Origin of the sequence: Spirillospora sp. NPDC052269 (assembly GCF_040679435.1) — a bacterium.
Lineage (GTDB): Bacteria > Actinomycetota > Actinomycetes > Streptosporangiales > Streptosporangiaceae > Spirillospora.
The window spans coordinates 186,211-209,912 of sequence record NZ_JBFAUU010000017.1 but is presented as its reverse complement, the minus strand read 5'-3'; the positions used below and the strand labels follow the sequence as shown (position 1 = coordinate 209,912).

At 71.4% G+C, this 23,702-nt stretch carries 22 protein-coding genes; 12 read left to right on the top strand and 10 right to left on the bottom strand.

The genetic code is table 11. The features are described from left to right. Positions 1–36: 36 nt before the first annotated feature. Positions 37–1,314, bottom strand: coding sequence for an MFS transporter (locus AB0L06_RS32755; RefSeq protein WP_500235009.1), 1,278 nt, complete (start codon positions 1,312–1,314; stop codon positions 37–39). Further along, entirely contained in the window at positions 1,311–1,871 is a 561-nt protein-coding gene (locus tag AB0L06_RS32750) for an ArsR/SmtB family transcription factor (RefSeq protein ID WP_500235008.1), read from the bottom strand. The genes AB0L06_RS32755 and AB0L06_RS32750 overlap by 4 nt, the downstream gene beginning before the upstream one ends. Positions 1,872–2,092: 221 nt before the next feature. Between AB0L06_RS32750 and AB0L06_RS32745 the strand changes: the two genes are divergently transcribed. The 4 genes from AB0L06_RS32745 to AB0L06_RS32730 all read left to right on the top strand — a co-directional run bounded on the left by AB0L06_RS32745 (position 2,093) and on the right by AB0L06_RS32730 (position 7,960). Further along, positions 2,093–3,262, top strand: a complete 1,170-nt coding sequence (locus AB0L06_RS32745; RefSeq protein WP_500235007.1) for an ROK family protein — start codon at positions 2,093–2,095, stop codon at positions 3,260–3,262. Beyond that, positions 3,240–4,433, top strand: a complete 1,194-nt coding sequence (locus AB0L06_RS32740) for an alanine racemase (protein WP_500235006.1) — start codon at positions 3,240–3,242, stop codon at positions 4,431–4,433. Before AB0L06_RS32745 ends, AB0L06_RS32740 begins: the two co-directional genes overlap by 23 nt. Before the next feature lie 191 nt (positions 4,434–4,624). Beyond that, the gene (locus AB0L06_RS32735) at positions 4,625–6,061 is read left to right on the top strand and encodes an APC family permease (RefSeq protein ID WP_500235005.1); all 1,437 of its coding nucleotides are present in this window, start codon (positions 4,625–4,627) and stop codon (positions 6,059–6,061) included. A gap of 153 nt (positions 6,062–6,214) precedes the next feature. Beyond that, a complete protein-coding gene (locus AB0L06_RS32730; RefSeq protein ID WP_500235004.1) occupies positions 6,215–7,960 on the top strand; it encodes a serine/threonine-protein kinase in 1,746 nt (581 codons plus the stop codon). A gap of 137 nt (positions 7,961–8,097) precedes the next feature. Here AB0L06_RS32730 and AB0L06_RS32725 read toward each other — a convergent pair whose 3' ends face one another. Then, entirely contained in the window at positions 8,098–8,556 is a 459-nt protein-coding gene (locus AB0L06_RS32725; RefSeq protein ID WP_500235003.1) for a cupin domain-containing protein, read from the bottom strand. Positions 8,557–8,772: 216 nt separating this feature from the next. On the opposite strand from AB0L06_RS32725, the gene AB0L06_RS32720 reads away from it, so the two are divergent. Together AB0L06_RS32720 and AB0L06_RS32715 are read left to right on the top strand one after the other, a co-directional pair. Beyond that, positions 8,773–11,367: a M4 family metallopeptidase gene (locus AB0L06_RS32720; protein ID WP_500235002.1), complete on the top strand. Its 2,595-nt coding sequence runs from the start codon at positions 8,773–8,775 to the stop codon at positions 11,365–11,367. A gap of 35 nt (positions 11,368–11,402) precedes the next feature. Continuing rightward, complete coding sequence (locus AB0L06_RS32715; RefSeq protein ID WP_500235001.1) at positions 11,403–13,751, top strand: RICIN domain-containing protein; 2,349 nt, start codon at positions 11,403–11,405, stop codon at positions 13,749–13,751. 50 nt (positions 13,752–13,801) lie between these two features. Here the strand turns inward: AB0L06_RS32715 and AB0L06_RS32710 are convergent, their stop codons facing one another. The 4 genes from AB0L06_RS32710 to AB0L06_RS32695 all read right to left on the bottom strand — a co-directional run bounded on the left by AB0L06_RS32710 (position 13,802) and on the right by AB0L06_RS32695 (position 17,568). Beyond that, a complete protein-coding gene (locus AB0L06_RS32710) occupies positions 13,802–15,958 on the bottom strand; it encodes an ABC transporter ATP-binding protein (RefSeq protein WP_500235000.1) in 2,157 nt (718 codons plus the stop codon). A 169-nt stretch (positions 15,959–16,127) separates the two neighbouring features. Then, positions 16,128–16,412: a hypothetical protein gene (locus AB0L06_RS32705; protein WP_500235038.1), complete on the bottom strand. Its 285-nt coding sequence runs from the start codon at positions 16,410–16,412 to the stop codon at positions 16,128–16,130. A 143-nt stretch (positions 16,413–16,555) separates the two neighbouring features. Further along, a complete protein-coding gene (locus tag AB0L06_RS32700; RefSeq protein WP_500234999.1) occupies positions 16,556–16,747 on the bottom strand; it encodes a DUF397 domain-containing protein in 192 nt (63 codons plus the stop codon). Further along, entirely contained in the window at positions 16,744–17,568 is an 825-nt protein-coding gene (locus AB0L06_RS32695; RefSeq protein ID WP_500234998.1) for a helix-turn-helix domain-containing protein, read from the bottom strand. Before AB0L06_RS32695 ends, AB0L06_RS32700 begins: the two co-directional genes overlap by 4 nt. A gap of 263 nt (positions 17,569–17,831) precedes the next feature. On the opposite strand from AB0L06_RS32695, the gene AB0L06_RS32690 reads away from it, so the two are divergent. The 3 genes from AB0L06_RS32690 to AB0L06_RS32680 all read left to right on the top strand — a co-directional run bounded on the left by AB0L06_RS32690 (position 17,832) and on the right by AB0L06_RS32680 (position 18,848). Further along, on the top strand, positions 17,832–18,038 hold the full coding sequence (locus AB0L06_RS32690) for a hypothetical protein (protein ID WP_500234997.1): 207 nt from the start codon (positions 17,832–17,834) through the stop codon (positions 18,036–18,038). 128 nt (positions 18,039–18,166) lie between these two features. Next, a complete protein-coding gene (locus tag AB0L06_RS32685; RefSeq protein WP_500234996.1) occupies positions 18,167–18,451 on the top strand; it encodes a hypothetical protein in 285 nt (94 codons plus the stop codon). 163 nt (positions 18,452–18,614) lie between these two features. Continuing rightward, entirely contained in the window at positions 18,615–18,848 is a 234-nt protein-coding gene (locus AB0L06_RS32680; protein WP_500234995.1) for a hypothetical protein, read from the top strand. A 374-nt stretch (positions 18,849–19,222) separates the two neighbouring features. On the opposite strand, the gene AB0L06_RS32675 is transcribed toward AB0L06_RS32680, so the two are convergent. Continuing rightward, positions 19,223–19,819, bottom strand: a complete 597-nt coding sequence (locus AB0L06_RS32675; RefSeq protein ID WP_500234994.1) for a TetR/AcrR family transcriptional regulator — start codon at positions 19,817–19,819, stop codon at positions 19,223–19,225. Between the two features lie 112 nt (positions 19,820–19,931). On the opposite strand from AB0L06_RS32675, the gene AB0L06_RS32670 reads away from it, so the two are divergent. Together AB0L06_RS32670 and AB0L06_RS32665 are read left to right on the top strand one after the other, a co-directional pair. Next, positions 19,932–20,303: a VOC family protein gene (locus tag AB0L06_RS32670; protein ID WP_500234993.1), complete on the top strand. Its 372-nt coding sequence runs from the start codon at positions 19,932–19,934 to the stop codon at positions 20,301–20,303. Beyond that, positions 20,300–21,301, top strand: coding sequence for an LLM class flavin-dependent oxidoreductase (locus AB0L06_RS32665; protein WP_500234992.1), 1,002 nt, complete (start codon positions 20,300–20,302; stop codon positions 21,299–21,301). The genes AB0L06_RS32670 and AB0L06_RS32665 overlap by 4 nt, the downstream gene beginning before the upstream one ends. Positions 21,302–21,452: 151 nt before the next feature. Here the strand turns inward: AB0L06_RS32665 and AB0L06_RS32660 are convergent, their stop codons facing one another. Continuing rightward, entirely contained in the window at positions 21,453–21,626 is a 174-nt protein-coding gene (locus AB0L06_RS32660; RefSeq protein WP_500234991.1) for a hypothetical protein, read from the bottom strand. Between the two features lie 196 nt (positions 21,627–21,822). Beyond that, on the bottom strand, positions 21,823–22,671 hold the full coding sequence (locus tag AB0L06_RS32655; protein ID WP_500234990.1) for an SDR family oxidoreductase: 849 nt from the start codon (positions 22,669–22,671) through the stop codon (positions 21,823–21,825). An 86-nt stretch (positions 22,672–22,757) separates the two neighbouring features. Between AB0L06_RS32655 and AB0L06_RS32650 the strand changes: the two genes are divergently transcribed. Then, a complete protein-coding gene (locus tag AB0L06_RS32650; RefSeq protein ID WP_500234989.1) occupies positions 22,758–23,702 on the top strand; it encodes a hypothetical protein in 945 nt (314 codons plus the stop codon).

Sequence of the window (23,702 nt, the reverse complement as noted above, 5' to 3'; positions counted from 1 at the left end):
CGCCGCGGTGGCCTGCGACGGGGGTGTGCGGTGTGGTCAGACGGTGGCCTGTTCGGTCGCGGTGGGGAGGTCGCGGCGGCGCTTGAGGGGGCCGATGAGCAGGAGCAGAGGCGAGGTGGCCATGCCGATGGCCATGACCCACAGGGTCGGGCGGATGCCGACCGCCTCGCCCAGCGCGCCGCCGAGCAGGCCGCCCAGCGGGACGGTGCAGAAGTTCAGGAACATCATGCTGACGCTGACCCGTCCGAGCAGCTCACGCGGGGTGTAGAGCTGCCGGAAGCTGCCCCGGACGACGTTGCTGATCACCGTCCCGACACCGATCATCAAGCCGCCGAGGACGAGCAGGCCGAGCCCCGGGCCGGGCTCGGTCAGGGGGATGGCCAGGGCGAACGGGACGGTTCCGAACAGCGCGACGAGCAGTCCGCGGGCGGTGCCGAACCGGTTCGTGACGCGGGTGGCGGACACGGCCCCGATCACGCCGCCGACGCTGATCCCCATCATCAGCAGGCCGACCACGCCGGTGGCCACGTCCAGCTCGCGGACCAGGAACACCACCAGCACCGCCTGGTAGGCGACGAAGGCGAGGTTGAACACGGCGCCGAACAGGGAGAAGACCCGCAGGTAGGGGTCGCCGGTGACGAACCGCAACCCGGTCCGGATGTCCCGGCCGAGGGACGTCCGCTCCCGGGGCGCGACCGGCTCCTCCTTGGCGCGGATCCCGAGCAGGCACAGCGTCGAGACGCCGAAGGAGGCCGCGTCGGCGACCAGGCCGCCGAGAATGCCCAGCACCTGGGTGATCCCGCCCGCCAGACCCGGTCCCGCGACCTGCGAGAAGGACTCCGAGCCCTGCATCTTGGCGTTGCCCGCGGCCAGGTCCCGCTTGTCGAGCAGCGAGGGCAGGTAGACCTGGTAGGCGGTCTGGAAGAACACCCCGGCGACGCCCATGAGCAGCGCGGTCGCCGCCAGCTGCCAGAAGGTCAGGACGCCCATCCAGGCGGAGACCGGCACGCTGAGCAGCAGCACCATCGACGCCAGGTTGCAGACGATCATCAGGGGGCGGCGGCGCATCCGGTCCACCCACGCTCCGGCGGGCAGCCCGACCAGCAGCCAGGGCAGCCAGGTGGCGGCGGTGAGCAGGCCGACCTGGAAGGTGCTCGCGTGCAGCACGCCGACCGCGGCGAGCGGGATCGCGACGCCGCTGACGCCGCTGCCGATCTTGCTGGTGGTCTCGCCGAGCCAGAACAGCCGGAAGTCGCGCGCCGAACGCCGCGGCGTCGTGGTGTCAGTGCCGGTGGTGGTGAGGACGTCGGTCATGGCGTGGCCGGCATTCCGTAGGTGAACGCCAGGACGGCCTGGCGCTCGCGACCGTCGTCGGGGACCTCCCGGGTCCCCCACTTCAGCAGGACGGCCAGCAACTCCTGCCCCATCTCCTCCAGCTCCTCGGGGGTGAGCTGGAGCCAGCGGTCGCCGACGAACGCCGCGTCCACCCACTCGGGCGGCTGCTCGCCCCGCAGCCACTCGCGGGCGGCGGCCGTGTGCCGGTCCAGCAGCATCGACTGGACGGTCTGGGCGACCAGCGCGCTCGCCGGGTCGGAGGCGTGGTCGCTCTGCTGCCAGGACAGGTTCGGCGAGGCCCGCCGCCACCAGCGCTCCCGCCGGTCCCGGGCGAGCTCCGGCGCCTCCTCGATGATCCCGGCCGCGCCGAGCACGCGCAGGTGGTGGCTGACGTTGCCGACCCCCTGCCCGGTGCGCTCGGCGAGCGTGCTGGCGGTCGCCGGGCCGTAGGCGCGCAGGATGTCCGCCAGCCGCCGGCGCAGCGGATGGGCGAGCGCCGACAGCCGCTCGGAGTCCTTGATCCGGTCTTCGGTCATGCCGAAGATCATGACATGTACAAGAGCTCTTGTGCAAGAGCTCTTGTACGTACTCCATCCCCCCACACGCAGGCGATCCCGAAGCGAAGCGCCACCATGTTGACCTGCTGTTTTTCGAGTCACGGCCAAAGTCGCCCTTAACGCACCCTTGACGCGGAAGCGAAACGCCGGATATACCTCCGAATCATTCGTTTCACTCTGAAATCAAAGGAGGACGCCGGGTGGAGAGCAGCGACGCGCGCCGGGCGAACCGGGCGGCGGTGCTGGGCGCCCTGCTGGCCGGCGGCGCGGTCACCCGGACCGCGGTCGCGGCGGCGACCGGGCTGAGCAAGGCCACGGTCACCCGGGTGGTGGAGGAGCTGGAGCGGGACGGGCTCGTCCGCGAGGCCGGTCCGCTCCCCGGCGGCGGACGCGGGCGCCAGGCGCTCGCGCTGCGGCTGGCGGGCGAGGACCGGACGGTCTGCGGCGTGGACCTCGGCGGCACCACCACCCGGTTCCTGGTCACCGACGCCGCCGGACGCGTCCGGGTGTGGCGGCGCGAGCCCACGCCGCGCGAGACCACCACGTCCGGGATCGCGGAGTGGCTGGCGTCCCGGGTCCGGGAGCTCGCCGGGGACGACCTGGTCGTGACCGCCGTGGGGCTGCCCGGGGCCGTCCACCCGGGGACGGGAGCGGTGCGGACCGCGCCGAACCTGCCGCAGCTGGAGGGCACGGCGTTCCGGCGGGAGCTGACCGCCGCGCTGCCGGGCACGACGCTGCTGGGCAACGACGTGAACGCGGCGCTGCTCGGCGAGATGACGGCGGGCGCGGCGCGCGGCTTCGACGCGGTCGTGATGGTCGCGGCGGGCACCGGCCTCGGCGCGGCCGTCGCGCTGGACGGCCGTCCGCTCACCGGACGCACCGGGACGGTCGGCGAGTTCGGGGTGCTGCGGCACGGGCCCGGCACTCTGGAGGACGCGATCTCCGGCGGCGGCATGGTCCGGCGCGCCCGCGCGCTCGGACACCAGGTGCCGGACGCCTCGCGGATCTTCGCCGACGGGGCGCCCCGGGCCGTCCTGGACGAGGCGCGCGACGCCCTCGCCGTCCTGCTCACGGCCGTGACCGTCGCGTACGAACCCGAGGTCGTGGTGCTGTCCGGCGGCGTCGCGCCGTCGTTCGCGCCCTGGCTGGACGGCCTGCGCGCCGAACTCGGGGCGTTCACGGAATCGCCGCCGGAGCTGCGGCCGTCCGCGCTCGGCGACCCGGGCGGCGCGGTCGGCTCGTGGGTGACCGCGCTGCACGCCGTCTACCGCGACCTGGACGTCGACCAGCCCGACCTCGGCGACGTCGCCGCGTCGGTTCTCGAGCACATCACCAAGGAGGGAAGCCATGTTCCTGCGCCGTCTGCGTGAGACCAACCCGGGTCTCGCCGCCACCGCCGTCCGGCTGCACCGGGAGGGGCGGGTGCGCGCCAACACCTACCTCATCGACCTGGACGCCGTCCGCGCCAACACCGCCGCGGAGGTCGCCGCGGCGCGGGAGGCGGGCCTGAGCCTGTACGTGATGTCGAAGCAGTTCGGCCGGAACCCGGACGCGCTGCGGACCATCGCGGACGAGGGCATCGAGAGCGCGGTCTGCGTCGACCTCCAGGACATGGAGGCCGTGCGGAGGGCGGGCGTCCGGATCGGGCATGTCGGTCATCTCGTCCAGCCGCACCGGGGCACCGAGGACGCGGTGATCGCCGCGGAGCCCGAGGTCGTCACGGTCTTCGACCTGGACGTCGCGGAGCGGATCGGCGCGGCGGCCGTGCGCGCGGGACGCGTCCAGCCGGTGCTGCTGCGGGTGCGCGGCCCCGAGGACGTCTACTACTTCGGGCACGCCGGAGGGTTCCCGCTGGACGGCGTCGAGGCCGCCGCGAAGCGCGTCGACGTGATCGGCGGGCTGCGCGTCACGGGCGTCACGAACTTCCCGTGCATGCTCGCCGACGCGGACACCGGGACGGTCGTCCCGACCCGCAACTTCGCGACCGCGCTCGAGGCGGCCGCCCGGCTGCGCGCCGCCGGATTCGAGATCACGCAGGTCAACGCGCCGGGCACGACGTCCGCCGGGACGTTCGCCGAGCAGGCGCGGCTGGGCGCGACGCACGTCGAGCCGGGCAACGGCCTGCACGGGACGACGCCGCTGCACGTGTTCGACGCGTCCCAGCCCGAGGTGCCCGCGATCGTCTACGTCTCGGAGGTCTCGCACCTGGACGGCGAGGACGCGTACGTCTTCGCGGCCGGCTACTACGTGGACAAGGTGCTCGGCGACTACCGGCTGACCGCGCTCGTCGGTTCGTCCGAGGACGGGCTGCAGGAGCTGGACGTCGAGACGGCCGATCCGAGCGCGATCCACTACTACTGCCGCATCCCCGGCGCGCGCGCACGAGGCGTCCAGGCGGGCGACACCGTCGTGTTCTGCTTCCGTCCGCAGGTCTTCGTCACCCGGGGTCGGACGCAGGCCGTCGCGGGCGTCCGCGGCGGGGTCCTCGACCTCCGTCCCGTGCACGACGCCGAGGGCCGCCCGACCGACGGCGTCGCCTGACCCCTGGCGCCGCCGTCCCCCGGACGTCGCCCCTGACGTCGTCCCCTTGGCGCCTCCCCCGGCGTCGTCCCCTTGGCGCCTCCCCCGGCGTCGTCCCCTTGGCGCCTCCCCCGGCGTCGTCCCCTGACGTCTCCCCCGGCGTCGTGTCCCACCCGGTCGCCTCGGCGGCCGTTCCACCCCCTGGAGAGAACATGTCCCAGCAAACACCCGGCGGCCTGCGCCGGGGCGCGCTCGGCGCGGTCGGCGCGGCGGTCATCTCGATGGCCTTCATGGGCCCCGCGACCAGCGTCTTCTTCAACACGCCCCTCGCCGCGGAGACGGCGGGGTACGCGCTGCCGCTGGCGATCCTGCTGGCGATGGTCGTGTGCCTGCTCGTCGCGTCCGTCATCGCCTCGTTCGCGCGCAAGCTGCCGACGGCGGGCTTCGCCTACACCTTCAACTCGCACGGCTTCGGCAAGCGCGGCGGGTTCGCGTCCGGGTGGCTGCTGCTGCTCGCGTACGGGATGGTCGCGCCGATGCTGCTGTCGGCGATCGGCTCCTACACCCACGACTTCCTGCGCACCGAACTGAGCTGGAACGTTCCGTGGTGGCTGCTCACCCTGGTGTACGGCGCGGTGGTGTGGGGCATCAGCGCGCTCGGGGTGTCCCAGTCGGCGAAGACCGCGCTGATCTTCCTGGTGCTGGAGCTCGGCGTCCTGCTGGCCCTGTTCGGCATGATCTTCGGCAAGGGCGGCGCGGACGGCGTGAGCCTCGCTCCGTTCAGCCCGTCCTCCTCGCCGGACGGCCTCGGCGGGCTCGGCAAGGGGATGCTGTGGGGCATCCTGATGTTCATCGGGTTCGAGTCGGCGGGCACGCTCGGCGAGGAGGCCCGGTCGGCCAGGCGGGCGATCCCGATCGCGCTGTTCACCGCCGTCCTCGCGATCGGCACGTTCTACGTCCTCTCCGGATTCGCGGCCTCGACCGGGTTCGGCGAGCACGGCGCGCTGCGCACCGACACCGAGCCGTGGACGACCCTGATGCACCGCTACTGGGGCCTCGGCTGGCTGCTCGCGCTGACCGTGCTGAACAGCCAGTTCGCCAACCTGATCTCCGGCGTCACCGCTCAGGTCCGGGTCATCTTCGCCATGGGCCGCGAGGGCCTGCTGCCCCGCGCGCTCGGCACCGTCGGCCACGGCCAGGTCCCGCAGGCGGCGCTCGCCTGCTACATGCTCGTGTCGCTCGCGGTGTCGCTGGTCGGCGGCCTGTGGATCGGCCCGCTCGGCATGTACGGGTTCGCCGGGCAGATCGTCGGCGTCGCGATGGTGCTGGTCTACATCTCGATCAGCGTCGCGCTCGTCCGGTACTACCTGCGCGAGCACCGCGCGGAGTTCTCCGCGGTGCGGCACGGCGTGGTGCCGGTGCTGGCCGCGCTGCTGCTCCTGCTGCCGATGTACGGGCAGCTCGTCCCGCTGCCGACCGGGCCGAACCGGGTCGCGCTCGTCCTGATCGTGGTGTGGATGGTCGTCGGTCTCGGCTACCTCGCCTGGATCGTCCGCAACCGTCCGACGCTGCTGGACGCCATGGGCCGCGTCTGGGCCGAGGACGACGCGCCGGAATCCGCGAAGGCCGAGACGGCCGCCGCGGGCTAGGCCGCTCGCGCCCTCGGACGCGAACACCACAGGTCAGGGGGCCTGCCTGTGGTCCGGGACGCCAGGGCGCACACCGCGCCGTCCCCCGAAAGCGCCGCCCTCGGGATCCGCCCGCGTGGATCTCGGGGGCGGTTTCTGGTGAGATGACCATTCATGGAACAGGGGACGCTACTGGGGGCCCGCTACCGGCTGGACGTGCCGCTCGGGCGCGGTGGGATGGGCGAGGTGTGGCGCGCGACCGACGAGCGCCTGCGCCGGCCCGTCGCGGTGAAGCTGATCCGCGCCGAGGCGGGGGACGACGAACGGACGAGCGCGCGGCTGCTGCGCGAGGCGGAGACCGCGGGAACGCTGCAGCATCCCGGCATCACCGTCGTGCACGACGTCGGCGAGCACCGGGCGGCGGACGGCCGCGTCCTGTACCTGGTGATGGAGCTGCTGGAGGGACAGGACCTGCGGGTCGTCCTGGACGCCTCGCCGGGCGGGATGCCGGCGCCGCGCGCCGCGTCCCTGACCGCCCAGGTCGCGGAAGCGCTGGCGGCGGCGCACGCGCGCGGCGTCGTCCACCGGGACGTCAAGCCCGCGAACCTGTTCCTGCTCCCCGGCGACCGGGTGAAGATCTGCGACTTCGGCATCGCGCACCTGGCGGACGCGGCGGCGACGCGGCTGACCGTCGAGGGCGGGTCGATCGGCACGCCCCGCTACATGGCGCCGGAGCAGTTCATGGGCGGCGAGATCGGGCCGCGCTCCGACCTGTACGCGCTGGGCTGCGTCCTCTACGAGCTGCTGACCGGGAACCCGCCGTTCACCGGGACGGGCGCGCAGCTCATGTACCAGCACCTGCACGAGCCTCCGCCGCCGCTTCCGCCGAACGTCCCGGACGGGCTGGCACGCATCGTCCACGAGCTGCTGGCGAAGGACCCGTCGGCGCGTCCCGGTTCGGCGGCGAACGTCGCCGCCCAGCTCGGCATGTACGCGGCGGGGCCGCAGCAGGGCGTCATGACCGCCCCGGGCACCCCGTCGTTCTCCCAGCCGACCATCACCGACCGGGCCATGACGGCCCCGGCGTTCCCGCCCGGCCCGACCAGTCCTACCGGTCCGACAGGTCTGACAGGTCCGAAGCGCTCGCGCAAGAAACCCGCGCTCGTGGCCATCGCCGCGACGGTCGCCGTGGCGGCCGCGGCGGTCGCCGGGACGGTGGCGCTGACGTCCAACAAGGGTGGCCACCGGACGGCCGCGAAACCGACCACCCGGACCTCCGCCACCACGGCCCCCGCCCCTCCCGGCCCACCGAAGCCGATCGCCGATCCGTACTGGCAGGTCGTCGTCTCGCAGGAGCACGGGGTGATGTACGACGTGCCGTACGGGTGGCAGCTCGAGGCTCCCGGCACGGTGATCGCCTACACGCGCGAAAACGGCGACCCGGTCATCGGCGCGTTCTCAGTCGCCCACGTCAAGCAGGAGAACGGCACTGGGAACGGCTGCGACCTGTCGTACGCAGGCGTCCGTGGCGGCAGCGGGCTGGCGCCGACCGACCCGACGAAGACGGCGGCGCTGGCGAAGGAGGCCGACACGGAGGCCCGGACGTGGGCGCGCTGGGTGTTCGGCGCGGAGACCAAGGCCCCGGTCCTGGACGCCGGCAAGAAGTGGACGATCACCCTGCACGGCGGGATCCAGGCCCAGGCCGTCACCTACACCATCCTGTCGGTCCCGACGGCGCACGACAAGTGCAACGCGGTCCGTCCGGGCGCGCGGGTCAGCGTCCTCACCGCCACGCCGAAGAAGCCCGGCGAGAACGGCCTCCCCCTCGGGTTCGTCGTCTTCGGGGGCCCGAACATCCGGGACGCCCCGCCCGAGACCCTCACCAAGATCTTCCAGAGCCTCCGCCCCTACCCCGGCTAAACCCATCCGACCGGGATCGCCCTTGGCGCTCGGCGTTCACCGGCCCCCGTCCCCCGAAGTGGTCTGGGTAGATGCCATCTACGTAGATGGCATCTACCCGAAGGTGGTGGCAGCAGCCGGCGTGGGTCGGCTGCTTGTCAGGACGAGCGGGTGTGGTGGCGGGCTCGGAACTCGGCGAGCAGCTCGTCGGTGACGGTCGCGCCCGCCGCGACCGCCGCGTGGACTTCGCGGAAGTAGCCCTCGTAGCCGGCGGGCGTGTAGAGGCAGAGGGCGTGGACGGGGGCGGTTCCGGCGTTCCGGTAGCCGTGCGGGGTGCCGCGCAACGCGGCGAGCAGGTGTCCGGGCCCGACGCTCGTCTCGCCGTCACCGTCGTGCAGGGTGAGTTCGCCGTCCAGGACGTAGAAGTACTCGTCGTGCCGCTCGTGGACGTGCGGGCGCGCTCCGACGATGCCCGGCGCGAGCCGGAACTCCTCGAAGGCGAACCGTCCGCCCGTCTGCTCTCCGGTCAGCCGGAACAGGTGCGCGACCCCCGCGACCTCGATCACTTCGCCCTCGCCGGGCGCGCTCAGCAGCGCCCGCCCGCTCGTGTCGGTCATGGACCGGATCATGCTCGGGCATGCCGCTCCGCGTCCACCCTGCCCATCCGCGTGTCGGCCGGTTCGCTCGGCGTGCTGATCGGGCGATGAGGGGTTGTTGATCAGCCTGGCCTTGACTCGCACCGCCTTGTGACGGCGCGCGTTCGGCGTGCCGCGAGGCCGGTGGTCCTGCCGGGCGGTTCTTCCGGCTCCGGCGGGACGAGAGGAACGGGTCGGATGAGAAGGACTTCGGTACGGCTCCTGTCGCGGGGGGCCGGGGCGGGCGTCACCGCCTACGCCGTGGGGCTGGGGCTCTCGTGGGTCGGCGGGGCCGTCGCGCGGGAGCTGCCCAAGGCGATGAGCGCGCCGGTGCGGGAGCTGCCGCCGGGCCTGGCCGGGGCGGTGGCGTCGCAGGCCGGGGCGATGGGGGTCCCGCTGCGCTGGCGGACGGAGGCCATCGGGTTCAGCGGGACGGTGCGTCCGCTGGCATTGCTGTCGTCCCACGGGTTCGCGCCGCTGGTCGTGGGCCTGCTGCCCGTGATGGTCGCGGCGGTCGCCGCGGGCGTGTCCGCGCGTCAGGCGGGCGGACGGTGGCGGACGTCGATCGCGCTGGCGTGGGCGGCGCTGACCTACGGCGCGCTGTGCGCGGCGGCCGCGGCGGTCGTCGAGCCCTCGGGGATGTTCGCGGTCCGGCCGGAGGTCGGGCCGTCCTTCCTGCTGGGGTTCGGGTGGACGATCGTCGCGGGTGCTCTGGCGCTCGTGGTCGGACGGATGCTGCGCTCCCCCGCCACGCGGGTGGCGAGTGTTGTGCGACGGCGGTTCGGCGGACGGCGCGGGCTCGCGTTGGGCGCGGCCGGGGTCGTCGGCGTCATGGTGGCCTCGGCCGGTGTCGCGGACGCCGCGCCGACGCCCCCGCCGAGTCCGTCCGGCAAGGGGACGTTCGAGCGGGCCGGGGTGCCGGGCGCACTCGACCGGCTGCGGTCGGAGAGCGGGAAGTCGTTCACCGTCGTCCGGGACAAGCAGCGCGGCACGCCATCGATGCTGGCCGTGAACAGCCCGGCCGCCGGCGGCGACGTGCCGAAGTGGATGCGGGCGAACGCGGCCGTCTTCGGCGTCGCCGACCCGGCGGCGCAGTTGAAGCCGATCCGCACCGACGACAACGACAAGGGCCGGTTCCAGCACTTCCAGCAGGTCATCGGCGGTGTTTCGGTCCGTGACGCGCAGGTGAACGTCGCGCTGAGCAACGACAGGAGCAAGGTCGTCGCGGTCGGCAACGGGATGCGTCCCGACATCGCCGTCCCGCCGACGACCCCGACCGTCCCGGCGGGCACGGCGACGGCGACCGCGGTCAAGCAGGTGCGCGGCGGGAAGGCCGTCGGACGTCCCGAACTGCAGATCTACGCTCCGGACCCGGTCGCGGGCCGTGCCTCGGTGCCGGGCACCCTGGTGTGGTCGGTGCGCGTCCTCGGAGGAGCCGGCGCCTGGGACTACCTGGTCGACGCGCGGCGGCCCGGCACGGTCGTGACGCGGGAGCAGAAGAGCTCGGACGCGCTGTACCGGCAGATCTGGGACGAGGAGCTGGATTCCGAGGATCACTCGATCAACACCAACCTGCGGCGCAAGGAGGGGCAGGCCCCGACCGGGGAAAAGGAGCTGGACGACCTCTACGACTACACCGGCCATGCCTACGACTTCTACCAGCACTACTTCGACCGGGACGGCTACGACGGCCACGGGGCGCTGATGATGGCCCGTCTCGCGAAATACAGTATGGAGAAGCCCAACGCCTTCTGGGACGGCGTCAAGACCGTCTACGCGCCCGGCACGGTGAAGGACGACATCGTGGTCCACGAGTGGACCCACGCCGTCACCGACAGCACGTCCAAGTTGAAGTACCTGAACCAGTCGGGAGCGCTCAACGAGGCGTTCTCCGACATCATGGCGGTCGCCGAACGGCACCTGACCGGCGGTGACCCGGACGACTGGGAGATCGGCGCGCACACGTCCATCAGTGAGACCCCCCTCCGAGACATGCGGAACCCCACCAAGTGGGGCAGCGCGGGGAGGTCGGCCCAGTACGGATCGACGTGCATGGACAACGGCGGCGTCCACTACAACAGCGGCATCATCAACCACGCCTACTACTACGCGACCCAGAAAATGTCCGACTGGACGGCCACGGCGGTGTTCTACCACGCGTTCACCGAGCTCCTCACGGCCAATTCGCAGATCAAGGACGCCATGGTGGCCACCGTCCAGATGGCCCGGACCCTGTACGGGAACAACAGTGCCGACGCGGTGCAGAACGCGTGGTGGAATGTGGACGTCTCCGCGGACTGGGAGCCCCCGGCGGACCCGGACTGCAAGAAGGGCGGCTGCTTCGCCCACGTGGCCATGTCGATGGACCCCAAGTACAAGGACGACATCGACGACCTCCAGATCGAGATGACCTGGCTGCGGGACAACCTCCTCGCGCCGTCCTACAAGGGCGCGCAGATCGAGGACGCCTTCTACGCGGTCTCGCCCGCGATGTCCTTCCTCACCGAGGCCGATCCCGCACTGGCGTCGAAGACGGCCGAACTCTCCAACCTGGTGCGGACGCTGACGCTCTTCCACCGAACGGGCTGGGGAGCCGTTCAGGTGCCCGCGAACTTCTCCGACCGGCTCAACTCGGTGGCCCGGGACTACGAGACCGCCGCCATCGCCGCTGACCAGCCCGGCGTCGCCGAACGGCTGAAGCAGGAGGTGGGCAAGGTGGACCTGACCCCGATGAACGGCAAGACGATCGACGACGCCATGGCCTACCTGAAGACGGCGCTGCCGCCACGATGATCCACTGTTGATCGGCGGGCCGGAGCATGCGGCCCGTGACATCAACCAGAAAACTGGCGGCCGCGGCCGTCCTGACGGCGGGGCTCACCGTGAGCCCCGCCGTCGCGGCGGACGCCTCGCCCTCTGCCAAGAGCACGCCCTCTGCCAAGGGTGCGCCGAGCCGCTACGACGCGCTGCCGACGGCCCATCCGAAGGCCAAGCGCTTCACCACGCCGAAGACCGGCGACCTCAAGGTCGGCAAGGTCCGCACGCTCGTGCGGACGGCGTCGGACGACGGGCCCCTGCCGGGCCCGATCGCCGACGGCACCAACGAAGGAGTCCAGACCAAGCTGAGCCTGGTCGCGGGCGGATACCTCGGCGGGGCCGGGAACCTCCCCCTGACCGTCCGCGCGGACGCCGGCCTCGCGCAGACCTGGATCGAGCGTTCGGACGGACGCGGGCACGTGTCGTTCGAGGCGGACTTCACGCCCGGCACCTACCTCGGCCACTCCGGCACGGCCGCGGGCGGGATCTCCGGACGCGGGCCGATCTGGTTCGTCCAGAACTCGTGGGGCGGGCTGGAGTTCGCCGCCGAGCCCGGCACCTGCCTCGCCCCCGTCGACGACGCCATGACGGGTGACCGCCTCCTGAGGGCGCGTCCGTGCGCACAGGGCCCCGACCAGGTGTTCAACCCGCTTCCGGCCGCTCCCGACCCGGGTCCGCTTCCCGTGGTCACGCAGACCCCGGCGGGCGCGGTGCAGCTCTTCACCCAGGGCATCTACCCGTCCTACACCGGCAAGAAGATCGCGATCGCCGATGTCGGCGACACGTCCGCGTACGGGCTCGGAGGCGGCGGAAACGGACAGGACGGCAGCGACGCCACCGGCTGGTACCTGCCGCTCGACAGCGGCAACGGGACCGCGTTCAAGCCGGTGAACAGGTTCGCCACGCAGTGGCTCGTCCACCGCGAGGGCGGGCTGTCGGTGTCGCTGGAGTCGGTCGTCCGGCCCGGCCACTACCTCGGCAAGGGCCAGGACGGCCCGACGGTCACGAAGACCAAGACGCTGTGGACCTTCGACGGCCCCGACAACGGCGACCACCTGATGATCGGCGACGTCTGCCTCACCCAGAAGACCGGCGCGGAGTTCGGGCGGCTCGTCCTCCAGGGCGGATGCGACTACCACGAGAAGGGCGTCAACACCGGGTCACGCGCCTACAAGGTGCTCGACGCCACGACCGGGAACCCCGTCGACGTCCCGCTGCCGCCGCCCGTCCCACGCGTCGAGATGACCGTGACCCGGGGCGGCAACGCCGGGCAGAAGGTCGCCTCCACGCCCGTCCTGGGCAAGGACCACGCCAACGGCGGTGACAAGGTCAGCGCCATGACGACATCCGGCACCGCGACCCGCTGGCTGGTGCGGACGGCCACGGCCCCGAACGGACGGCACGGCTACAGCTTCGAGGCCGAGGCCAACCCCGGCCGCTTCCTCGAGCAGGACCTCGGCCTCATCACGTCCGACACCAGCCCGAACCACGATGTGGCGATCATGACGGGCCGGGACGAGAACGTGTGGGTCCCGCGCGACAACGTCACCACCGACGCCCAGCTCGTCGACCTCACCGCGCTGACGACGATGTCGTACATGCGGATCGACCCGCCGACCGACGAGCGTCCGCCGAAGTACTTCGACCGCACCCATCCGGGATGCATGACGTACAAGGACGGCGCGTTCTGGACGACGAACCAGTTCGCCGGGCAGACGCTGTGCGACGAGGGCGGCAACGCGTCCTTCAACGTCACCTACACCGCCAACGGCGCGCCGATCCCGGCGACCGACCGGGCCCAGCCCGCCGCGTCCCCGACCCAGCTCGTCCGGGGGAACACCGTCGGCGGCGGCGACCCGCTCTGCCTGGACGTGGACCACGGCGGGACCGCGAACGGCACGGCCGTCCAGCAGTGGGGCTGCAACCAGAGCCCGCCGCAGACCTGGACCCTCCCGGCGAAGGACTACGGCTCCTACGCGGCCATGTTCAACGACCTGATGGTCCAGAAGAAGATGCCGCTGGACGACTCCGACCGCGCCGCCCAGTTCGCCAAGTGGGAGGTCTTCGCCCCGGCCGCGCCCGTCCGCGCGCTGGGCAAGTGCCTGGACGTCGGCTCCGGCGGAACCGCCGACGGCGCCAAGGTCCAGCTCTGGGACTGCGACGGATCACCGAGGCAGCTCTGGCACGTGGAACGTCCGGTCAGCTCGCTCCTCGTGCAGGCCCCCGGGGTGAAGCTGGTGAACCCGAACTCGCACAAGTGCGTCCAGATCGAGAGCTTCAACCTCGACTGGGGACTGCGCGCGCAGATCCAGACCTGCAACGCCTTCACGGACCAGAACTGGTCCGGCACCGACCGCTGATCCGCCGAAAGGGGCCGCGCCTTCTGGGCGCGGCCCCTTTCCCTTCCGGACTAGGTCGTGGCGGGGCGGGCCTCCGGGGACGGGTGGTCGGGGGTGAGGTTGTAGGCGGACGCCTGGAGGCCGTAGAGGTCGGCGTAGAGGCCGTTGAGCGTCATCAGGTCGGAGTGGGTGCCGTGTTCGGTGACGCGGCCGTTCTCCAGGACGTAGATCCGGTCGGCGTGGCGGACGCTGGCCAGGCGGTGGGTGATGAGCAGGACCGTCCGGCCCTGCTGGGCGGCGTGGGCGCGGATCTGCTCGAACAGCCGGTGCTCCGCGCGTGCGTCGAGGGCGGCGGTCGGCTCGTCGCAGATCAGCAGGGGCGCGTCCCGGTAGAAGCCGCGTGCGGCGGCGAGGCGCTGCCACTGGCCGCCGGACAGCTCCTGGCCCTGGTCGAAGCGCTTGTCGAGCAGGGTGTCGTAGCCGAACGGCAGCGCGTCGATCACCTCGTCCGCGCCCGAGTCGGACGCGGCGACGCGCACGGCGTCGCGCGCCGCCGGGACGCGGATGTCGTCGCCCATCGCGATGTTGTCGGCGGCGGTCATCGGCCAGTGCGTGTGGTCCTGCGCGACGACCGCGATGTCGCGGCGCAGCACCTCGGGGTCGAGGTGGGTGACGATGACGTCGTCCCAGCGGACCTGGCCGTTCTCGGGCGAGTACAGCCCGGCGAGGATCTTCGCGAGCGTGGTCTTGCCCGACCCGTTCTCCCCCACCAGCGCGATGACCTCGCCCCGTTCGAGCCGCACCGACACGTCCCGGAGGGCCGGTTCGTCCGCGCCGGGATAGGTGAAGGTGATGCCGTCGACCGTGATCTCCCGGAACTCGCGCAGCGGCGCGCCGTCGACGGAGTGCGCGACCGCCTGGTGCTCCCGCTTGATCGACTTCTCGGCCAGCTCGATGTAGGAGAGGTAGTCCGCGAAGTACAGGCCGTCCTCATAGGTCCTGTTCAGGGCGTGGACGAGGTTGAGCAGCGACTGCTGGCCGGTGCGGATCGCCAGCACGGCCGTCCCTGCGACGGCCAGCGGCATCATGCCCTGCCAGAGCAGCACGCCGAGCACCGCGTACAGGACGGCCGTCGCGAGGCCGCGCAGCACGTCCCCGTACATCTGGGTGACCGTCCGCCGCCGCGCCACCGCGACGAGCACCCGCCTGACCTGGTCGGCGAGCGCCCCGTACTGGCGCAGCAGGTGCGGCCGGACGGTGAACGACCGGACCTCGGCGGCGTGGTCGCGGCCGGTCATCAGGTCCGTCATGATCCAGCTGCGCCGCCGCACCTCGACCAGCGACAGCTGCGCCAGGTAGCCCAGGCGCGCCGACCGGACGGCCGCCCACGCCTCCGGCAGCGCGGTCAGCACCAGCAGCGGCAGCAGCACCGGATGCAGGACGCCGAGCGCCCCGGCCGCCGCCGCGACCCCGACCACGGCCGTCCCCAGGTCCACGGCGTTGTCCACCATGGACGAGGCGGAGTCCAGCCCGCGCAGCCGCGCCCGGTGCAGCGCGTCCTGGTGGTCGGCGTCGTCGAACCAGGCCAGGTCGATCGCCGTCGTCGCGTCGTAGAGCCGCTGCTCCACGATCCTCTCGACCTGCGGCCGCAGCCGCTGCTGCGACCACTGCGCGAGCAGCGTGCACGACGCGCGCACGGTGATCGCCGCCCCGACCAGCACGAGCGCCGGCACCGCCGCGCGCACCCGGTCCGGCGTCGGCCCGGCCGCGAACAGCGCGGTCAGCACGCGTGTCGTCGCGAGCAGCCCGAACGCGGTGAACACCCCGGCGACCGCGTTGAACACGACCGTGATCGTCAGGTCGCGCCGGTTGGCCTGCCAGCCGAGCCGTCCGACCTGCCCGATCAGGCGCGGCAGCCGCCGGGTCATGGTGAGCATGTCCGTCCGCGCCATCTCCTCCGCGCGCCCGTACCAGCCCGTGGGCTCGGACAGCTTCGGCCCGAGCATCGGCCCGTCCTGCCCGTCCTGCCCGTCTCGCTCGTCTTGCTCTTCTCGCTCGTCGCGCTTCGTTCGTGTGCCGCGCTGCTCGCTGTGGCCGTCGTGCTCGGGCCGGCCGTTCTCGGCGCTTCGCTCCTGCTCCGCCTCGCCGACTTCCGGCACTTCGCCCGGCTTGTCGTTGCCCGGATCGTCGCCGTCCGGCCGTCGCGACCCCCGCCTGAACATCCTCATCCGGCGTTCCAATCGCCCTCCATCCTCACCATGCCGCGCCAGCACGGCATTTCCGGCAGCCAGTAGGTACCCCGGAGGCCGTGCGCGGCTACGCCCTACTCGTCGGAAGGGTCGGCGCGCAGGGCCCCGCGACCCCGCACCGGTGGGCACGGGGTCGCGGATCGCCTGGTCAGAGGGTTGTGAGGTGGCCGGTTGAGGCCGTCCCGCGGAGGGTCAGAGCGTCGCCCGGACGGCGCGCGGCGCTCACCATGTTGGCCAGCGCCGCCGTGGTCTCCGGGTAGGCGCGAGTCTTCAGGCCGCAGTCCGGATTCACCCACAGCCGGTCAGCCGGAACGGCGCGGAGCGCGCGGCCACCGATGTCGCGGACATCCGTCTCGCTGGTACCTGCCCGAGGAAAACGGTGGACTGCCCATGTCCACGAAGCGGACCTACGTCCGCGGGGCGTTCCACGCAGTGATCGTGCGCCCGGTGGGCAAGGGACGGGCGGCCTTCAACCCCGATCTCCTCGAACCGGTCTGGCGCACAGACTGATCCGGCCTCCGCTTGACGCACGAAGAGCCCCCGGAGAGACGGCTTCGGGGGCCCGCTCGTCGGGGGTCACGCCAAGTCGTGCTCGCCCGCCTTGATCCGGGTCAACATGTCTCGCCCCGCCGACTTGGGGAGCGCAAACGCGGGGCCGGTCGGGTTCTTGCTGTCGCGGAGACCCACGGCGTCAGAGGCGAGGCGGGCGACTTCTACGCAGTCGCCCCCCGTTGAGCTGCTGTGGGACGACTTGCGCCACTCAGTCATCGGTAGTACTCCATCGCTTCCTGTAGTACCGCGCCGGTACGCCGTACTGGCGAGGCGTGGTCGCTTACCTGCTCCCACCGTACCGAGATCTTGTGAACGTCAGCAGGGACGTACAAGATGCGTCCCTCGTGTGGGGCCTCGCAGAACGCGTATTCGCGGTTCTTGACCGTCAGGAGCTTGAACGAGCCGTCCAGGCCGACATGGCCCATGGCGTCGGATTCGACGAAGCGAAGAGAGACGTTCGGCCGCCCCGCGTGCTCCATGAGCAGTTCGATCTGGGCACGCATGACGGCGGAGCCGCCGTACGTGTGGCGAAGAATCGGCCAGTTGATCACAGCTGAGATCTGGGGCGGATCGTCGCGCTCGAACACGGCCCGCTGACGCTCCAGCCGGTCTTCCAGCGCCTGGTCGATGCTCTTGATCAGCCCCGCTTCGTAAGCCTTGGCGATCACGGCTCGCGCGTACTCGGGGTGCTGGAGCAACCCCGGCACGAGCGAGACGTCCCACATCCGCATACGCGATGCTTCGCGCTCGTACTGACGCAGCCCGGTCCGCCAGTCCTGCTCGGCGAACGTGCTCGCGTGGAACACGAGCGCAGCGAACAGCCCGCCCGTTTTCCATGCTTCATCCAGGGAGTGGGCGTATGCGTCGTTCAGTTTCCGAAGCCCGTTTTCGATCCTGGAAACGGTGGAACGGTCGCACTTGAGTAGGGCCGCAACTTGAACTTCGGACATGTGCTTGGCGATACGCCATGCCCTCACCTCAAGGGCGATGACGTCCCACAACGAGCCCATCGGGTCCAGGTTGTCACGCGCTGGCATCGCGCCTCCGGGGGGTTCCAAGTGTGATGCGGAACGTAGCGAGAGTAACTCTCGGGGGCGCACTCTGTAGCTCGCATCACACATTCCGTCACCGGAGGTCTCGTATGCGCCTCGCACGGCGGCGCGGTGGACGGCACGCGGCAGGGATCGCGCGGACCGTCCAGCCCGAAGCCGCAACCTCAGTCACGTCACCTGTTCCGCGTCCGCTTCATCCTCGGGCGCAGGCGCTCGATGCCCTGGAGAACACGGCCCCGCGCTATGGGATGCGTGCGGCCCGCGAGCTTGACGCCGTCGTGCTGTCGGTCGTCGGCGTCCTGCCCATCAAGGTCTGTGTCGACTACGAGCACGGCGCGTGGTGCTACGCGTGGACGACGCGAAACACCGGACGGGAGTGGCTCGGTCCCGTGGACGACCTGCACGACGTGCTCCGCCTCATCGCCTGGACGCTGAACACGGGCGGCGTGCGGTGAGCGCGAAGGGCTCGTACAAGAACCGCACGACTCGTTTCGCGGACCCCGCCGTCCTGGTGCCCGTGGTCGTCGGTGCGTGGGGTCGCGTGTGGGATGTCGCGTGGGCGGACGGACGGTCATCGCCCCGCATGCGCGAACTGATCTCCGTGCTCGCGAGCACTGACGCGGCAGACGTCCTGGAGGGCGCGGAAACGCTCTCGGTCCTGCTCGCGCTGGACGCGGCGTGGGAGGAAGTCAAGACGGCGTTCACCGGCCGCTTGGCGGCGTTCGGCTACTTCCCCGCGCGCATCCGGATCATCACCGCACTCGCGCACACCGAGTACCTGGAGATCGTCAGAGAGGCCATCCACCGCATGGGCCCGATTCCCACACCCGAGGACGAGACCCACGGCATCAGGGAGGACGGAAGGTGAGGCCGATGTGTGCTGCGATAGCTCTGATCAGGGGTCCGGTATGAGGTGGCCGTACACCAAGAGGACATCCCGGCGGAGCGCCTCGGGCCCGGACCTGGGCTGGATGCTGGAACCTGACGCCTGCGAAGACGGGGAAGCCCACGTGCGGCGCGCACATGACGCGATGACCGAATCCCCCGTGACGGCGGGCTGGGTCCTCAACGCCCACCCTCACCGCGTCGAGGGATACATGGGCGTCTCGCTGTGGGTCGCTCTACTCGGACTCGGGGGCCGCCTGGACGGACGCCGGATCTGGATCGAAGCATCCGCGGTGCAAGATCTGCTGGACGTGGCCGACCGGATCCGCTCACCGGAGTTCCGCAAGGCCATGGGCGACTTCGGCGACTCCTACACCTGAGCCGAATCACCTGGCCTGACGGTCTCGGCGACGACGTGCGGGATGTTCTGCGCGGGGGCCTGGCTCAGCTTGCGCGGTGCGGCACGGGCGGGGCCGTCCACAGCCTTCCGAAGCCCGCTGCGGCCGTCGCGCTGCGGAGGGGCTGATCACAATGGCCCGGATCGCCGTGCGGTCCACATCAGCGGCCAGTCCCTGACCGGATGAACCCCTTCGTCCCGAACTATCGGCGATCATGGGACCACGCCCTCTTGGCATGTGCCACTAGAAGCTCCGGTGGGGATCCGTGAGCTGTTGTTGCTGTACTCGTCTGCTGTACGGCTACTCCGGATCTGGCACTCCGTACAGGTCCTTCAACTGGTAGGCGTATCGCTGTACTAGGAGAGGGTGGAGTCCAGGTGGCACACGGTGGCGATCTCCAGCCTCAACTTCGCGAAGGGCAATGGACGTACGGCCTGCTGCATGAGGGTGCCAAGCAGGTAGGAGAACAACGCGTGGGCTCGTGCAGGTGGGTCGTCGACAGGGATCGCGGCCAGCAGGTCCTGCAGGACACCGATCATCGCTTGGTGCATCCGATCGATCGGCTCTAGACGGGACTTTTGTCCTACGTCCACCCAGTAGCTGAACCACAGCAGTGCTGCGTTCGGCCGCTCTGTGAAGATCTCCAGGTACGTCTCGACGGCGGCCCAGAAGCGATCGAGAGGACACTCGTGCTGGTTCGCCGCGTCGGCGATGCGATCCAGACACCCGCTCATGTGACGTGCCATCGCGCCGTCGATGATCTCGTCCATGTCATCGAAGTAGTAGTGGATCGCACTCTTGGTCAGCGGGCTGGCATCGGCCACCGCGCGCGCCGTGCACGCGGCCAGGCCCTCACGGGCGAGGATCTCCTTCGCCGCCTCGATGATCTGCTCCTGCTTGGCACGCTGATTCGGCGACCACTGCCTTGCCCGGCTCTCCGACGATGACCCCATAGGGAGGAGCGTACCTGTTCGGTTGCACTGTCGGGACATCCGTCCTAATGTTCGGGACGCGCGTCCTAATCTCGGGTGCGCAGGCAACCACCTCGACGAAGAGAAGGCAATCATGACCCCACCGTTCGTCTTCATGGACCTTCGAACCGCTGACCTTGAGCTCTCACGACGCTTCTACACCGAGCTGTTCGGCTGGACCGTCGCCGACGTGCCCGCCGGACCCGCGACCGTCCCGATGTTCGTTGACGGCGACGGCCCGTGGGGCGGCTTCACGCAGCTCGCCGAAGGCGACACCCGCCAGCCGCAGTGGATCCCTTACGCGCCGGTGACCGGCCTGGAGGATGCGGCGAAGCGAGCGACGGAACTCGGTGCCACCATCGTGCGGCCGCGCGTGGACTTCCCCGCCGGCTCCGTGATCGTCATCCAGGACCCGAAAGGCGCAACGATCGCCCTGTGGGAGCCCGCCACCGCGAGCACCTCATGACGGCTCGCCCCAGCTACTCCTGCGCGCTTGCGCCGACCGCCGATGTGCTCGACAAGGCCAAACTCGCCGAGCGGCTCGGTTACCAGCGCGTCTGGCTGTTCGACTCACCAGCGCTTCACGGCGACATGTGGGTGGCGCTGGCTCGCATCGCGTCCGGGACCGACCGGATCGGGCTCGCCACCGGGGTAGCCGTCCCGAGCCTGCGTCACCCGATGGTGACCGCATCAGCCATCGGCTCCATCCATGAACTGGCGCCCGATCGGCTCACCGTCGCCGTCGGGACCGGCTACACGTCGCGGCACGCTCTGGGGCACAAGCCCATCCCATGGGCCGATACCGCCCGCTATGTCCGGCAGGTGCGGGCGCTTCTCGATGGCGAAGTCGTTGAGATCGACGGCCGGCCGTGCCAGATGATGCAGCTGCCCGGCTTTGGGCCCTCGCGTCCGATCAACGTGCCGCTATGGGTGGCAGCCGCCGGACCGAAAGGGTTGACAACGGCGCGAGAGCTCGACGCGCCCGGCGTCGTCATGACCAGCATCCCGGCCGAAAGTGATCGAGGATGGGCACAGTGCGCGCTGCTCAGGTTCGGCACCGTCATCAGGGCGGGTGAGGATCACGCCAGCCCGCGGGTCATCGAGGCAGCCGGCCCCGGTTACGCCAGCATCGTTCACGCCGTGTGGCAGAACGCCGGTGACGCGGTCGATGCGCTGCCCGGCGGCAAGGAATGGCGTAGCGCGATCGAAGCCGAACGCCCCGAGGACCAACGGCACCTCGCTGCCCACCAGGGGCATCTCTCCCAGCTGACCGAACGCGACCACGGCGTCGTGACCGCCGCCGGCCCAGCGATCCTGGAGTCCGGCTGGACGGGTGACGCCGCCTCCATCGCCGCCCGGTTCGACGAGGCAGGCGCCGCCGGAGTGACCGAGATCGTGTACGTCCCGGCCGGCCCAGACATCCCCAGCGAACTCGAGGCGTTCGCTGGCGCAGCCGAGATGTAATCCGGTACCCGCAGGCCGCAACCACCTCACCTGCGGGTGGAACATCCCCAGCCGCCCCTCCTCATCCCGACACCGATGATCAGCTACTTGGCGGCTGGGGACACGTTCGGGGGCGGAGTGCCTGATCCCGCGTACTTCCATCGGCCAGTGCTCACGACGTTCCGGCCCGGGGTCGGCTCGGGCGCCCCTTCCTTCTGGTGGGCAGCCTGGGCGGCGAACTCGGCGCGTCGGCGGCGTCGGCGCGTCCGGCCCAGTATTTCTCGGTGGCGAACTTCAGCTCCCGGTTCGCGCCGATGCGCGGATATCCCAGGATGGTCGTCCTCATGGCAGTTTCCCTCGCTTGCCGGCATGCGGCCACGCAGGAGGACGGCGGGCACGGGCACGCGGCGCCGGGGCACGCCGGCGGGTGCGTCCCAGGCCCTCCCACGGGGCCGCGGACCACCGCGCGCCGGGTGGCGCGCGGGCGGCGGCAGGTCTTCGGACCCGCGCGGCGACGGTCGGAGAGGAGGCCGCGGCGGCGGTCAGGCGGTGAAGGCGGCGCGGTTCGCGGTGGCCCAGTCGGCGAAGGTGCGGGCGGGGCGGCCCAGGGCGCGTTCGACGTCGCCGGTCACGACGGCGTTGCCGCCGGACGCGACCATGCGCGCGCCCTCGGCGGCCGTCGTGACGAAGTCGGCGTCGAGCCCGGCGGCGGTGAGAGCTTCGCGGTAGTCGTCCGGGGTGAGGGAGACGAGTTCGATTTTCCGGCCGATGACGCGGCCCAGGATCTCCGCCATGCTCGGGGTACTGAGCAGCTCAGGGCCGGTCAGCGTGTACGTCGCGGCGTCGTGGTCGGACGTGGTGAGGGCGGCCGCGGAAACTTCGGCGATGTCCGCCGGGTCGATGACGCCCTGGGCGCCGTCGCCCGTCGGATTCGGGACGGGGTGGCCCGCGCTGATCGCGTTCGCCCAGCTCAGCGCGTTGGACGCGAAGCTCGACGGCCGCAGGACCGTCCAGGCGAGGCCGCTGGACTTCAGCGCCTTTTCCCCCGGCAGGTGCCAGTCCGTGCCGTGCTGCTTGTCGCCCGTGCCGATCGCGGAGAGTTTCACCGCCCTGGACACGCCCGCCGACCGCGCGGCGGCGAGGATCGCCTCGTCGTGTTGAGGGATCCAGGGGCCCGGCGCACTGAGCATGAAGACGGCGTCGGCGCCCTTCGCCGCGTCCAGGAGGGACGCGGGGTCGGTGAAGTCGGCGCGGACGACCTCCACGCCGTCCGAAAGACTCTCCGCCTTCGCGGGGTCGCGGGTGATCGCGCGGACCTGCTCGCCGCGCGCCGCGAGGATTCTGACCAGTTCTCGACCGACGGTTCCGGTCGCACCCGTTACGAGGATCATGAACCTCAGCATCGCGAGCGGGCGCCCGGGTCCTCTTGGAAAATTCGGCACGTCGTGGCGGGCGGGCGCGGCGGTAGCGTGAAGGCATGGCGGCGGACAGGCTGATCGAGGCGGTTCAGGACCTGAGCGGCACGGCCGCGAACCGGCTCGCGCATCTGCCGGACACCGCCACGTCCCTGGTCTTCCGGAGCGCGGCCGGCGGACGCGCCGATCTGCTCGTCGTCGGGCCGCGCACGCGCGCCGCGTACTTCACCGGCAAGGAGCTGCCGCTCTGCGTTCGCGCGCGGCTTCGTCCGGGCGCGGCGCGGTCGGCGCTGGGCGTGCCGATCTCCGAGCTGGTCGACCGGGTCGTCCCGCTCACCGAGTTCTGGGGCGCGGACGCGTCGCGCCTCGAACAGCGCCTCGCCGACCTCGACGGCGATCGGGACCTGATCGCCGTGCGGCTCGAGACGGCGCTCCGGTCGAAGACCGGGACGCTCCGCGCGGACGACAACGTGCGGCTCGTCCACGCGGCGGCCCGGGAACTGGCGTCCGCGCGTCCGGCGCGGCTGCCCGCCCTCGCGCATCGGCTGGCCGTGAGCGAGCGCCGCCTCCGCAGCCTGTTCACCGACGGCGCCGGGCTGCCGCCCAAGGCGTTCGCCCGTATCGCCCGCCTCCACACCGCCGTGACCAGCGGCGACCGCCGCACGCCACGCGTCGAGGCGCGGCACATTGCGTCCGCCGGTGCGCCACGCACGAACGCCGACGCGCCATGCACAAGTGCCGACAGGCCATGCACGAACGCCGATGCGCGGCGTACGGACATCGGCGCGCGGCGTACGGACATCGGCGCGCGGCGCGCGAGCAACGATGCGCGGCGCACGGCGCCCACCGGCGCGCGTGGGGAACGCGGGGCCGGTGGGCTGGCGGAGTTGGCGGCGGTCAGCGGGTACTACGACCAGGCGCACATGTCCGCGGAGTTCCGCAGCCTGCTGGGCGTGCCGCCCGGGGCGTTCTTCGCCGGACGGCTCCCCGCCCCCGTGACCTGCTGA